Below are 12,611 nucleotides of genomic sequence, written 5' to 3'. Positions count from 1 at the left end.
CTACAGCACAACCACTACAGCGTAAAGCGATCGGCATCGCGCCAGGCGGGGAAGGATTCCCGGTAGCTTTGCAGCGCTTCCAGCGACAGTTCGGCGTCCAGACGGGCAGGCTGATTGGGGGCGGCAGAGGCCAGAATTTCCCCTTGAGCATTAATAATCAGGCTATCGCCACGGTAGCTGTGGCCGTTGCCGTCGGTACCGACGCGGTTACAGCCTGCAACGTAGGCCTGATTCTCAATGGCGCGCGCTGCTAGCAGCGTCTGCCAGTGTGCCGCGCGAGGCGCAGGCCAGTTGGCGACATACAGCGCCAGATCGTAATCCTGTCGATTGCGTGACCATACAGGGAAACGCAGGTCGTAGCAGATCATCGGGCAGATGCGCCAGCCGCGCCATTCAATGGTCACTCGCTCTGTTCCTGCCTGATAGTGGTGGTGTTCATCCGCCATGCGGAACAGGTGACGTTTATCGTAGTGATACACCTCGCCGTGCGGATCGACCAGTAGGAACCGGTTCACCGCGCCTTTTGGCGTGTTCACGGCGACGCTGCCACCGATCAGCGCATTGGTCTTCCGCGCCCACTGATGCAGCCACGTCTCTACGACCGACTGATCCAGACTGCCTTTGGCGGCCTCCATCGCAAAGCCGGTGGTGAACATCTCCGGCAGGACAATGACATCACGCCCTGTCATCTCCGCTAGTAAGGTATCGAAGTGGCGGAGATTGGCCTCCCCATCGCGCCAGACCAGCGGCTGTTGCAGCAATGAAATCTTTAAAGTCGACATAAACGCTCCGCAGCGGCATCCAACGTTGCTTCCTGTTTAGCAAAGCATAGTCGAATCAACGTATGTGGGAACGGCTCGGCACAAAAGACGGACAGCGGAATGGCCGCGACGCCAACGTGCTCGGTCAGCCAGCGGCAGAAGCTGACATCGTCCAGAGCGGAAATCGCCCGATAGTCCGCCAGCAGGAAGTAGGTGCCTTCGCAGGGCAGAATTTCAAAACGGCTGCCCGCCAGCGCCTTGATGAAACGATCGCGCTTGGCACGGTAAAAATCGGGTAGTTCGCGCCAGTGTTGCGGCTGTTCGCGCAGCATATCGGCGATGGCGAACTGCGCAGGCGTGTTCACGGAGAACGTCAGATACTGGTGAACCTTACGGACTTCCGCACTCAATGCGGCTGGCGCGACGCAGTAGCCGACTTTCCAACCGGTCATGTGGAACGTTTTGCCAAACGATGAAACGGCGATAGCGCGTTGACGCAGCGACGGGTGTGCCAGCACGCTAGCGTGTCCTTCACTGTCGAAGCAGATGTGTTCGTAGACTTCATCGCTCAGTACGAAGATGTCGCGTGTGGCAATTGCCTGCCACAGTTGCTCAAAATCAGCCTTCTGCCAGACGGTAGCGGACGGGTTGTGCGGTGTATTCAGGATGACCAAACGAGTACGGTCGCTCAGCAAACCGGCAAAATGCGACCAGTCCACGCGAAATGCAGGCGGCTGCAAGGCGATGCGTTTGAGTACGCCGCCAGCCAGTGTGACGGCAGGTGCATAGCTGTCATAGCTGGGATCGAAACAAATCACTTCGTCGCCGGGACGCACCAGTGCCGCAATGGCGGCAAACAGCGCTTCGGTCGCCCCCGCGGTGACGGTCACTTCGCTATCGGCATCCGGTCGCCAGCCGTACAGCTCTGAGGTTTTTTCAGCAATCACCTGACGCAGCGGCGCAACACCGGTCATCGGCGCATATTGGTTTGCGCCCTGACTGACATGATACGCCAGCCGCTGTTGTAAATAATCCGGGCCGTCAAAATCAGGGAAACCTTGTGATAGATTGATGGCCTGATGCTGTTGGGCCAGTGCACTCATCTGGGTAAAGATGGTGGTGCCCAGCGAAGGCAGTTTACTGTCGGGGATCAGAGCGGCGCTCATAGCGGGGTGGAACTCCTGCAAGCCTGTATTGCTTGGTAATATAACATGCTGTTAGTATTTGGCAATCAAGACGCTTGGACGTTTAAACGGCTAAATGCCTTTGCGTGCTAAGACATAATGAAAAAATCTAAACCTGCAACTGCATGCTTTGAAACAGAGAGACCAAAAACGGGAAGCCTCATGACTGAAAATCAACAATTGACGGCGCTGCTTGCGACCTGCCACTGGATAGGTGAGAAGGGCTGGTGTCCGGCGACGGGCGGCAATATGTCCGTGCGCCTTGATGAAGCGCAGTGCCTGATTACCGAATCGGGTAAAGATAAAGGCAGTCTTCAGGCAGAGGATTTCCTGCTGGTGGAGATTGCCACTAACCATGTACCGAGCGGCCGTACGCCGTCGGCTGAAACGGGGCTGCATACGCTGCTGTATCGCTGTGAGCCGACTATCGGTGCGGTGCTGCACACGCACTCGGTGAACGCGACGGTACTGTCTCGGGTAGAGAAGGGTGCTGAACTGGTACTGCACGGCTACGAAATGCAAAAGTCGCTGGCCGGGCAGAGTACTCATTTAGATCGCGTGGCGATCCCGATTTTCGATAACGATCAGGATATTCCGGCGCTGGCGCAGCGGGTGACCGAGTACGCCAGCCACACGCCGCTACGCTATGGCTTTCTGGTGCGCGGCCACGGCCTTTACTGCTGGGGCGCGACGGTGAAAGAAGCACGTCGTCATCTGGAAGGACTAGAGTTCCTGTTCCAATGCGAATTGCAGCGTCGACTGCTGGAGGCGAAAGCATGATTAACGCGATCGTGACCGATATTGAAGGCACCACCAGTGACATCCGTTTTGTTCACACTGTGTTGTTCCCTTATGCCCGTGAACGACTGGCCGACACGGTGCGGCAGCATGGTAGCGATCCTGAGATCGCGCAGGCGCTGGACGCGTTGCGCCAGGAGCTGGGTCAGCCCGATGCGGATAATGATGCACTGATTACCGCGCTGAATCAGTTTATGGATGAAGATCGTAAATCCACCGCGCTGAAACAGCTGCAAGGCATTATCTGGCGCGCGGGCTACCGTAACGGTGATTTTCAGGGGCACCTGTACCTCGAAGTGGCCGCGCAGCTCGCCGCATGGCAGCAGCAGGGCCTGCGCCTGTATGTGTATTCATCAGGTTCAGTAGAAGCACAGCAGTTGCTATTCGGTTACAGCAACGCGGGTGATCTGCGCCCGCTGTTCAGCGATTATTTTGATACTCGCGTCGGCGCGAAGCGGGAGACCGATTCTTATCGCACGATTGCGCAAGCCATCGGGATACCTGCTGAACAACTGTTGTTCCTGTCGGACATTCGTCAGGAACTGGATGCCGCTCAGGAGGCCGGTTGGCACACCTGTCAGCTTATCCGTGATGATGCGGATAGCGTAAGCCGTCACCGTCAGGTGGCACGTTTTGACCAGATCGACTTACCGGAGTACGCCCAATGAGTGGATTAACCATTTTTAGCGACAGCGATGCGAGCCAGCCGATTTGGCAAAGTCAGGATGCCGAGGCGATTCAGAAACAGCTGAACGACATCGGCGTGCGTTTTGAACGCTGGGAAGCCAGCCAGAAGCTGAGCGATGCGCCGTCGTCTGAAGAAGTGCTTGCGGTTTATCAGCATGAAATCGATAAGCTGGTGGCAGAGAAAGGCTATCAGAGCTGGGACGTCATCAGCATGCGTTCCGATAATCCGCAGCGTGCGGAACTACGCACCAAGTTTTTATCCGAGCATGTTCACCATGAAGACGAAGTGCGCTTTTTCGTGGAAGGTGCGGGGCTGTTCTGTCTGCACCTGAACGGCAAAATTTACCAGATTCTGTGTGAGAAAAACGATCTGCTGTCCGTACCCGCAGGCACGGCGCACTGGTTTGATATGGGGCCAGAGCCGCACTTCACCGCCATCCGCCTGTTCGATAATCCGGAAGGGTGGATAGCGCATTTCACCAGCGATAAGATCGCGGATGCGTATCCGAAATTGGAGCGCTAGCGCGTAGGGCTTTATGCCTTTATTCCACGGACGAAAATGGTTTATCAATAGTCTAAGAACAGGGTGGATGCCCTGTTCTTAGATGATGATTGAGTTTTTTAGTTAGTTATCTAATTTATTCTTAATGATATTATTTTAATATTAATCAATGGGCTTGCTTCGTTTTAGTCCTTTTTTTGTGCTATTGGCTCTGCGAACATCTTGTTATTCTTTACGCGTATTTTTTTAAAAGGAATAGCGTCAAGGATGCCACATGGAACGTTTTCATTACTCATACCGCTTCAACCCTGCGATTTTCTTGTCTCCCACGACGTGAACACACTGCATCTCTGCTCGATTTAAATGCTCTGCGCTTTTCACCTGCGTGGCGTTTTTGCTCATATGGCGTTTAGCCAGAATGGCGTGCATGCGGTAGCCGTGGCAGTAGTACAAACATAAAAATAAGGAGAAAGCCGATGGCAAACAGTACAGGATTACAGTTCACCGTAAAGGTCGGCGCCCTGGAGGCAGGCACCTTTGCGGTGGTAGATTTCAGGCTGGATGAAGGGCTGAACCGGCCTTTCAGCCTGTCGCTGAGTCTGGCGAGCGCGTTGCCGGATGTGGATTTCGGCGCGGTGCTGGACCAACCGTGCGAGCTGATGATTTGGTATGAGGGTGAGCTAAAGCGTCGGGTCAGCGGGATTGTCAGTGGCTTCACGCAGGGCGACACCGGATTCCGGCGCACGCGCTATCAGATGGAAGTCCGTCCGGCGCTGTGGCGGCTGGGATTACGCACCAACGCCCGCATCTTTCAGGCGCAGAAGCCGGAAGCGATTATCGGTGCACTGCTGGAAGACGCCGGTATCACTGACTACGCCTTTGCGCTGCGTAACGAGCACGCGGTGCGGGAATACTGCGTGCAGTATCGGGAAAGCGATTTGGCGTTTGTCACCCGACTGGCCGCCGAGGAAGGGATGTATTTCTTCCACGAATACGAAGAGGGCAAACATCGATTAGTGTTTGCTGACGATGCGGGTGCACTGACCAAAGGCCCCGAGCTGTTTTTCAATCTGGCGACACAAGGGCTGAGCGAGGGCGAATACGTCCGGCGCTTCCACTACGCGGAGCGGGTAAGCACATCGGATGTCGAGCTGAAAGACTACAGTTTCAAAACACCGGCTTACGGGCTGTCGCACAAGAAGATAAGCGGCGAACTAGAACACCAGCGCGAAAGCTATCAGCATTACGACTATCCGGGCCGCTATAAGCAAGACCCGAGCGGCAAGGCGTTCAGTGGTTACCGACTGGATGCGCTGCGCTCAGGGGCGGTAACGAGTGAAGGGGAATCCAACTGTGCCGGGCTGATGCCGGGCAATACCTTCACCCTGACGGAGCACCCGAATGCGACGCTGAATGCGGTGTGGCAGACGGTGAGCGTGACGCACGTGGGGCAACAGCCGCAGGCGCTGGAAGAGGAAAGCGGCGGCGAACCGACCACCATGAGCAACAGCTTTGCGGTGGTGAAAGGGACGACGACGTGGCGTGCAGCTATGCCGTACAAACCGAGGGTGGACGGCCCGCAAATTGCCACCGTCGTCGGCCCGACGGGGGAAGAAATCTACTGTGACCAGTATGGTCGGGTAAAACTGCAATTCCCGTGGGATCGCTACGGTGTTAGCAATGACCAGAGCTCCTGCTGGGTGCGTGTCAGCCAAGGCTGGGCAGGCGGCCAGTACGGGATGATCGCCATCCCGCGTATCGGCCATGAAGTGATAGTGAGTTTCCTCGAAGGCGATCCGGATCAGCCAATTGTCACCGGACGTACTTTCCATGCGACTAATCCGTCCCCCTATCCGCTGCCTGCTAACAAGACGCGTACCGTACTGCGTACGAAGACGCATCAGGGAGAAGGCTTCAACGAGCTGCGCTTTGAGGATCAGGCCGGTCAGGAAGAGATTTATATTCACGGGCAGAAAGATCTCAACGCGCTCGTTGAGAATGACGTTGTCTGGCACATCAGGCACGACGCGCATACGGATATTGATAATGAGCGAGTCACCCGCATTAAAGCTAACGATCACCTGACGGTCGAGAACGAGAAACGTGACCATGTTAAAGGGGAGCACTCACTGAACGTTGATGCCTCAATGCACCAGAAACTGGGTCAGGCATTACTGGTTGAGGCCGGGCAAGAGATTCATCTGAAATCCGGCAACAAGATAGTGCTGGAAGCCGGGGCTGAACTGACGCTCAAGGTGGGTGGCAGCTTCGTGAAGATTGACCCCAGCGGTGTGACGCTGGCCGGCCCCAGCATCAAGATGAATTCAGGTGGCAGCCCGGGCTTTGGCTCTGGCTGGGCGGGCCACATGCCCACCTTACCGGGAGACGTTGAGATTATTGCTCCACCCAAATTGCCCAAAATACCGCCTCTTGAAAAACCGGTCTGTGTTCCCTGTCTGCTGCGTGCCATGGCGCAGGGCGATGCATTGATACTGGGAGAATAAGATGCTACCCGAATCAATCTGGCAACGGGGTGCCTGTATCGTACTACTGGAAGGGGCTTACCTCACCGCCGAACAGCGTGAACGGTTGAGTGAAAGGCCATTTTTGCCGCTCTATTTTCATGATGATTTGTTTGAACTGATTAATCTCGGCCCCTGGCTCTGGCAGTGTCCGCAAGAGGAAGAAAGATTACTGGCTACGCTCGTTCAGCAAGGGCATGTGGTTGGCCTGCTTGAGAGCAGCCAACCTCTTAGCGCCTTGCAAAAGCAGTTGGCTTTGGGGGTGAGGGTGATTGAGCCCGAAGGGCAATTTAGCCAACTGCTGCGATTCTATACCCCCCACGCGCTGCCTCTGCTTGTCGATCAACACGATGCCCCGTGGTTCGGTGGGCTTTTCGGGGGAATCGAGCGCTGGTGGTTGCGAGAATGCGACGGCAACTGGCGCGAACTGAGCCTATCACTCCCCCCAGATGACCCTGTTCCGGTGAAACTGACACCTGAGTTATATCGGGCGTTGCAAGGTTCACCTGATGAACATCGCGTACTGGCCCTTTGGCAAGGGGGGGAACGCTGTGGGCATTTCCCTGCCTGTGAAAGGATGAGTATGGTTCGCAAGGCGCTAAGAAAAGCCGATCAGGCCGGCGCGATAGAGGCTCAAAGACGGTTGTGGGCATTAGCCTATCTGGAAGGTGGTCGTCAGGCTTTAGAAGAACAAAAGGGACGAACATGAGTGCGGCAAGCGGTTTAACGAGGGCAATCTCGGGGTTAATCACGGCGATATGGCAGATATTGCCGCGCTGGGGGCGGTGGGTGGCAAGCATTCTGCTGGTGCTCTGGCTAGGCTGGACGTTCCTGATACAGGATCGGCATGGCGGGGCGTCATTGGTTGTGATGTCAGTAATGGATCGACCCATTAGCTATGCCTATGTCAACGGCAATATGGGGGGAAACACAGATGCATTTGACGGACGGAATGCGGGAGGGAAAACCGCAGGCCCCTATCGGATAACTGGGGATACGGTCAAAATTGATTGGGAGTTGGATATGACCGAGGAACAGGAAAAAGCAGGGTTTCAATTCGAAAAACATACGACCACTTTGCCGATGCCAAAGCGTGAGAAGGGACAAGATGATTTCTGCGTACTGTTCTTGCCAGATAACAAGCCGATGATACGTTGGACCTATCGCTGTCACCTTGATATGCAGGATGTAATAGACACTTATCGGACGAGGAAATTGTGATGGTGGATTGGGATGATATGGAATGTCGCGTTGCGCGTGAGGAAAGCCGTTATCAGGCAGGTATAGGCACTTGTTCACTGGCGTTACAGGTAGGTTTCTTCTTTGATGGTCTGAAGCGAAATATCAATGTGGATGAAGATAGCCAGCGTCTGACTAATGTAGGGCGCTTGTTTCGTGCTCATCCAGAAAGAAGAACGTCGGAGATTGGTTCGTCATATGTTTATTCTGCGGTCTACGTTCCAGGATTAGGTACCACGCTTGATGATACAGCCACTGAGCGCTTACATAGCATTATGGACGCCAGACAGAAGGCGATGCCAGAGGATTATGCCGATGCGCTGGTTGAACAGGGTAAAGAAGCGGCGGTTGATACCGTTAAGGGGGCTTTTAAGGGCGACTGGAGTCAGGTGCTTTCCAATAAACTGGACGACCTGCGCACCATGAAGAGTGGCCTCGACGCTGCCGCGTCCGCTGCCAAAAAGGCGGCGACCCGTGCTCTGCTCGAAGCTGCCGAACCTATTCGTGATAATCCGATCGTGGCTGAGTTGCTCATGACCGGCGTCGATGCGCGGGTGGATTCAGCAAAGAACCAATTCAAGCTAAACGTGGCTGATGTAAAAAAAATTAATCAACTGCCCATCAAATTGATCCAGATTTCGGTGTTCGGTGCCGATCTGGGAGCCGCGTTGGCCCGGCGTTTTATCGACGAGTTATTGGAGTCGGTCTGCACCAAAGTAGGGAACGAGTATCGCTACGAAGACAGTAAAGCCGAGGTCATTTTTGCTGGCCTGTTCGACTGCACGCGCCGCAGCTCGCTGGACATGGGGGATACCGTGGCAACCGTCTCTGATGGGGCCGGACTGGTTGCCCGGCACCCTGTTGTTGGCATGATCACCACGGCCTTTGGTGCGAAAGTGATTGCGTTTGATAAACCCCTTCATCCGGCAGTAAAAAGCGCCTTGCACCTGATAGCGGCACACGAGCGGCGAGAATACCGTCCTCTGTTGCCTTTGGGGCCGCTCAAATCAGGCTGGCGTGAGGTGCTCTGCCCCGGCATCAGTGAAGACGTGACGGGAGGACTGCTCCCCAACGAACAGCGCCCCAGTGCCGAGCTGTGCCGGGTGCCGTTGCGACAAATGTTTGAAACCGCCCGTAGGGCGCAGGTGCCTTTTCCCAATTTCCGCACTTTGCAAAAAACATCACGTAGAGTCTCCAGCTACTTCATCATGCAGGATAGCCGGCTGGGCTACTCGGCGAAGGCATACAGTGAGTTCTACAGCAAATGGGTGGGGAAAATGAACCCGACACAGGAAGCATTTGAACTGCACATGATCCACTATTGCGTTTGGCTGGGGGAAAAACTGCATGACTACAAGATACTCCGCCAAAACGCGACAGGCAGTGAGCGGGATAAGCTGAACGCGCAGTGGGGCTGGTTGATACAGGTCGGGCGCGATGCGGAGAACGTGTTGAGAAGCAGGGGGCTGCGTTGGCAGATGTATCAGGGAGCCAATTTGGTGAAGTTTTTTGATGAAACTAAGCGGGTGCCTCATGAGGCGGATATTTTCTTCAATTATTTTATGCACGACTTCGCATCAGAGGAACTCAAGTTCGCTACGCTGAACGATCAGGCGGGTACGATGTTGAGGAACAATAATTTCTTCGTCCCACGTGGAATCGAGGTATTAACTGCTGATGACAAGGCCACAGTATGAGCGCAGCAAGCGGTTTGACGAGAGCCATCTCGGGGCTGATCACTGCGATATGGCAGATATTGCCGCGCTGGGGGCGGTGGGTGGCAAGCATTCTGCTGGCGCTCTGGCTGGGCTGGACATTCCTGATACAGGAGCGGCATGGCGGGGCGGTAATCGTTGTCAAATCTGTAGTCGAACGCCCTATAAGCTATGTCTATGTTAATGGAAATATGGGGAGTAATACTTTTGCTTTTGATGGATTTAATGCTGGAGGCGGAATGGCTGGCCCTTATCGGATAGACGGGGATACGGTCAAGATAGATTGGCTGTTGAGCGCTACTCTAAAGCAACAAGAAAAACATGGAATTCAGCCTGAAAAGCAAACTATCACTCTGCCTATGCCAAAAAGGAATGAAGGGCAGAACTATTTCTATGTGCTGTTTTTACCTCATAACAAAGTCATGGTGCGCTGGTCAGATAACTCAGTCGTAGGAATGAATGACGTTATTAATACTTATCGGACGAGGAAATAAGGATGGTTGATTGGGATGATATGGAGTGTCGCGTTGCGCGTGAAGAGAGCCGCTATCAGGCGGGCACGATAGCGACCCAGAAAGCGATAAGGACATTGAACCAGAAAGAACAAAAGGGACAAGCATGAGCGCGGCAAACGGTTTAACGAGGGTGATTTCAGGGCTTATCACGGCGATATGGCAGATCTTGCCGCGCTGGGGGCGGTGGGTGGCGAGTATTCTGCTGGTGCTTTTGCTGGGCTGGACGTTCCTGATACAGGAGCGTCATGGCGGGGCGTCAATCGTCGTGCATTCAGTGATCAATCGCCCGATTAGCTACGTTTATGTCAACGGTAATATGGGGGGGAATACCGACGCATTTGACGGGCTTAATACCAGCGGCGGTACAGCTGGTCCCTATCGAATAAACGGTGATACTGTCAAGATCAAATGGGAACTGGCGATGACTCGCAAACAATATGATGAACTTGGATATCGTCCAGAGCTCCATACTATAGAATTGCCGATGCCTAAACGAGAGAAAGGCCAGAATGATTTTTGTGTACTGTTCTTGCCAGATAACAAGCCGATAGTGCGCTGGGTTCGAAGTTGCTACCTTGATATGGATGATGTTATTGACCCTTATCGCACAAGGAGAGGACGATGATCGACTGGGATGATCTAGAGTGTCGCGTTGCGCGTGAAGAGAGCCGTCATCAGGCGGGGATAGGAACTTGTTCACTGGCGTTACAGATAGGTTTCTTCTTTGATGGTCTGAAACGAAATATCAATGTAGATGAAGAGAGTCAGCGTTTGACTAATGTAGGGCGTTTGTTTCGTGCCCATCCTGAAATAATTTTGGCTGAACTCACCTCTTCATATTCGTATGCCAAAGTTTATATTCCTGGTTTAGCTACCCCCCTTGACGATACGCCATCCGAGAGACTGGACAGCATTCTGGACGCTAGGCAGAAGGCGCTGCCAGAGGATTATGCCGATGCGCTGGTTGAACAGGGGAAAGAAACGGCAGTAGATACGGTCAAGGGGGCTTTCAAAGGCGACTGGAGTCAGGTGATCTCCAATAAACTGGACGACCTGCGGACCATGAAGAGTGGTATCGATGCTGCCGCGTCCGCTGCCAAAACGGCGGTGACCCGTGCTCTGCTCGAAGCCGCCGAACCTATTCGTGATAACCCGATAGTGGCTGAATTGCTCATGACTGGGGTCGATGCGCGGGTAGATTTGGCCAAAAACAAGTTCAAAAAAAACCTGGCGGATATCAAAAAAGCAAATCAACTGCCCATCAAACTGATCCAGGTTTCCGTTTTTGGTGCCGATCTAGGTGCCGCGTTGGCTCGGCGTTTTATCGACGAGTTACTGGAGTCGGTCTGCACCAAAGTAGGGAACGAGTATCGCTACGAAGACAGTAAAGTCGAGGTCATTTTTGCTGGGCTGTTCGACTGCACGCGCCGCAGCTCGCTGGACATGGGGGATACCGTGGCAACCGTCTCTGACGGGGCCGGACTGGTTGCCCGGCACCCTGTTGTTGGCATGATCACCACGGCTTTTGGCGCGAAAGTGATTGCATTCGATAAACCCCTTCATCCCGCGGTAAAAAGTGCCTTGCACCTGATAGCGGCACATGAACGACGAGAATCCCGTCCTCTGTTACCTCTGGGGCCGCTCAAATCAGGCTGGCGTGAAGTGCTCTGCCCCGGTATCAGTGAAGACGTGACGGGAGGACTGCTACCCAACGAACAGCGCCCCAGCGCCGAGCTGTGTCGGGTGCCGTTGCGACAGATGTTCGAAACGGCGCGCAGGGCACAGGTGCCTTTCCCCAATTTTCTCACTCTTGATGCTAAAAACCCACGAGTAGCCCAATATTTCATCATGCAGGATAGCCGTCTGGGCTACTCGGCGAAGGTATACAGCGAGTTTTACAGCAAATGGGTGGGGAAAATGAACCCGACCCCGGAAGCGTTTGAACTGCACATGATCCACTATTGCGTTTGGCTGGGGGAAAAACTGCATGATTACAAGATACTTTTCAAAAACGCGACAGGAAGCGAACGGGATAAACTCAACGCGCAGTGGGGCTGGCTGAAGCAGGTCGAGTACGATGCAGATAATGTGCGGAGAAGCAGGGGGCTGCGTCGGCAGATGTATCAGGGAGCCAATTTGGTGAAGTTTTTTGATGAAACTAAGCGAGTGCCGCGTGAGGCAGATATTTTCTTCAATTATTTTATGCACGACTTCGCATCAGAGGAACTCAAGTTCGCTACGCTGAACGATCAGGCGGGTACGATGTTGAGGAACAATAATTTCTTCGTCCCACGTGGAATAGAGGTATTAACTGCTGATGACGAGGCCGCAGCATGAGTATTGCAACAAGTCTGGCTATTCAGCGACAGGGACTAATCAGCTAAAAGGACTAAAAATGGGTAATGCCGTTAAATTAGGTGATAGCGACACGGGGCACGGTAGCCATCCGTCTACGCCCGTCGCTTCAGGCTCATCAACGGTTAAGGTTGACGGCCTACCGTTGGCCCGACAAGGCGATCCGCTGGCTTCTCACGGCCATGACCGGAGCATTAGCAGCGGTTCATCCAGCGTACTCGTTGATGGTAAACCCGCGGCGCGAACGGGTGATGCAGTGAGCTGCGGTGGCGTGTTGATTGGTGGAGGAACGGTCACCATTGGGTGATGGCTTCGCCGCGTCCGTGCGGCGTA

At 54.2% G+C, this 12,611-nt stretch carries 14 protein-coding genes; 12 read left to right on the top strand and 2 right to left on the bottom strand.

From position 1 onward, the window contains the following. Window positions 1-14: 14 nt before the first annotated feature. Together K7X24_RS18365 and K7X24_RS18360 are read right to left on the bottom strand one after the other, a co-directional pair. Window positions 15-782, bottom strand: coding sequence for an amidohydrolase (locus tag K7X24_RS18365; RefSeq protein ID WP_224556888.1), 768 nt, complete (start codon window positions 780-782; stop codon window positions 15-17). Continuing rightward, window positions 770-1,927, bottom strand: coding sequence for a pyridoxal phosphate-dependent aminotransferase (locus K7X24_RS18360; RefSeq protein ID WP_224556884.1), 1,158 nt, complete (start codon window positions 1,925-1,927; stop codon window positions 770-772). The genes K7X24_RS18365 and K7X24_RS18360 overlap by 13 nt, the downstream gene beginning before the upstream one ends. A 180-nt stretch (window positions 1,928-2,107) precedes the next feature. Between K7X24_RS18360 and K7X24_RS18355 the strand changes: the two genes are divergently transcribed. The 12 genes from K7X24_RS18355 to K7X24_RS18305 all read left to right on the top strand — a co-directional run bounded on the left by K7X24_RS18355 (window position 2,108) and on the right by K7X24_RS18305 (window position 12,585). Continuing rightward, window positions 2,108-2,725, top strand: coding sequence for a methylthioribulose 1-phosphate dehydratase (locus tag K7X24_RS18355; protein ID WP_224556881.1), 618 nt, complete (start codon window positions 2,108-2,110; stop codon window positions 2,723-2,725). Beyond that, on the top strand, window positions 2,722-3,411 hold the full coding sequence (gene mtnC, locus K7X24_RS18350) for an acireductone synthase (RefSeq protein ID WP_224556877.1): 690 nt from the start codon (window positions 2,722-2,724) through the stop codon (window positions 3,409-3,411). Before K7X24_RS18355 ends, mtnC begins: the two co-directional genes overlap by 4 nt. Further along, window positions 3,408-3,953 carry a 1,2-dihydroxy-3-keto-5-methylthiopentene dioxygenase gene (locus K7X24_RS18345; RefSeq protein WP_224556873.1) on the top strand — a complete coding sequence of 182 codons (546 nt, stop codon included), beginning with the start codon at window positions 3,408-3,410 and terminating at the stop codon, window positions 3,951-3,953. Before mtnC ends, K7X24_RS18345 begins: the two co-directional genes overlap by 4 nt. A 455-nt stretch (window positions 3,954-4,408) precedes the next feature. Beyond that, complete coding sequence (gene tssI, locus K7X24_RS18340) at window positions 4,409-6,436, top strand: type VI secretion system tip protein VgrG (protein ID WP_224556868.1); 2,028 nt, start codon at window positions 4,409-4,411, stop codon at window positions 6,434-6,436. A 1-nt stretch (window position 6,437) separates the two neighbouring features. Beyond that, complete coding sequence (locus K7X24_RS18335; protein ID WP_224556867.1) at window positions 6,438-7,163, top strand: DUF4123 domain-containing protein; 726 nt, start codon at window positions 6,438-6,440, stop codon at window positions 7,161-7,163. Then, window positions 7,160-7,675 (top strand): hypothetical protein, encoded by a 516-nt coding sequence (locus K7X24_RS18330; RefSeq protein WP_211026367.1) that lies wholly within the window; start codon window positions 7,160-7,162, stop codon window positions 7,673-7,675. Before K7X24_RS18335 ends, K7X24_RS18330 begins: the two co-directional genes overlap by 4 nt. Beyond that, window positions 7,675-9,390: a DUF2235 domain-containing protein gene (locus K7X24_RS18325; protein WP_224556864.1), complete on the top strand. Its 1,716-nt coding sequence runs from the start codon at window positions 7,675-7,677 to the stop codon at window positions 9,388-9,390. Before K7X24_RS18330 ends, K7X24_RS18325 begins: the two co-directional genes overlap by 1 nt. Continuing rightward, complete coding sequence (locus K7X24_RS18320; protein WP_224556862.1) at window positions 9,387-9,902, top strand: hypothetical protein; 516 nt, start codon at window positions 9,387-9,389, stop codon at window positions 9,900-9,902. The genes K7X24_RS18325 and K7X24_RS18320 overlap by 4 nt, the downstream gene beginning before the upstream one ends. A gap of 2 nt (window positions 9,903-9,904) precedes the next feature. After that, complete coding sequence (locus K7X24_RS22040) at window positions 9,905-10,030, top strand: hypothetical protein (protein WP_261855875.1); 126 nt, start codon at window positions 9,905-9,907, stop codon at window positions 10,028-10,030. Next, window positions 10,027-10,548, top strand: a complete 522-nt coding sequence (locus K7X24_RS18315; protein ID WP_224556858.1) for a hypothetical protein — start codon at window positions 10,027-10,029, stop codon at window positions 10,546-10,548. The genes K7X24_RS22040 and K7X24_RS18315 overlap by 4 nt, the downstream gene beginning before the upstream one ends. After that, window positions 10,545-12,260: a DUF2235 domain-containing protein gene (locus K7X24_RS18310; protein ID WP_224556855.1), complete on the top strand. Its 1,716-nt coding sequence runs from the start codon at window positions 10,545-10,547 to the stop codon at window positions 12,258-12,260. Before K7X24_RS18315 ends, K7X24_RS18310 begins: the two co-directional genes overlap by 4 nt. 58 nt (window positions 12,261-12,318) lie before the next feature. Then, a complete protein-coding gene (locus tag K7X24_RS18305) occupies window positions 12,319-12,585 on the top strand; it encodes a type VI secretion system PAAR protein (protein WP_224556851.1) in 267 nt (88 codons plus the stop codon). The last annotated feature ends 26 nt before the right edge of the window (window positions 12,586-12,611 follow it).

The organism is Pectobacterium versatile (genome assembly GCF_020166435.1).
GTDB classification, from domain to species: domain Bacteria; phylum Pseudomonadota; class Gammaproteobacteria; order Enterobacterales; family Enterobacteriaceae; genus Pectobacterium; species Pectobacterium versatile.
This window is presented reverse-complemented; position numbering and strand designations above follow the sequence as displayed.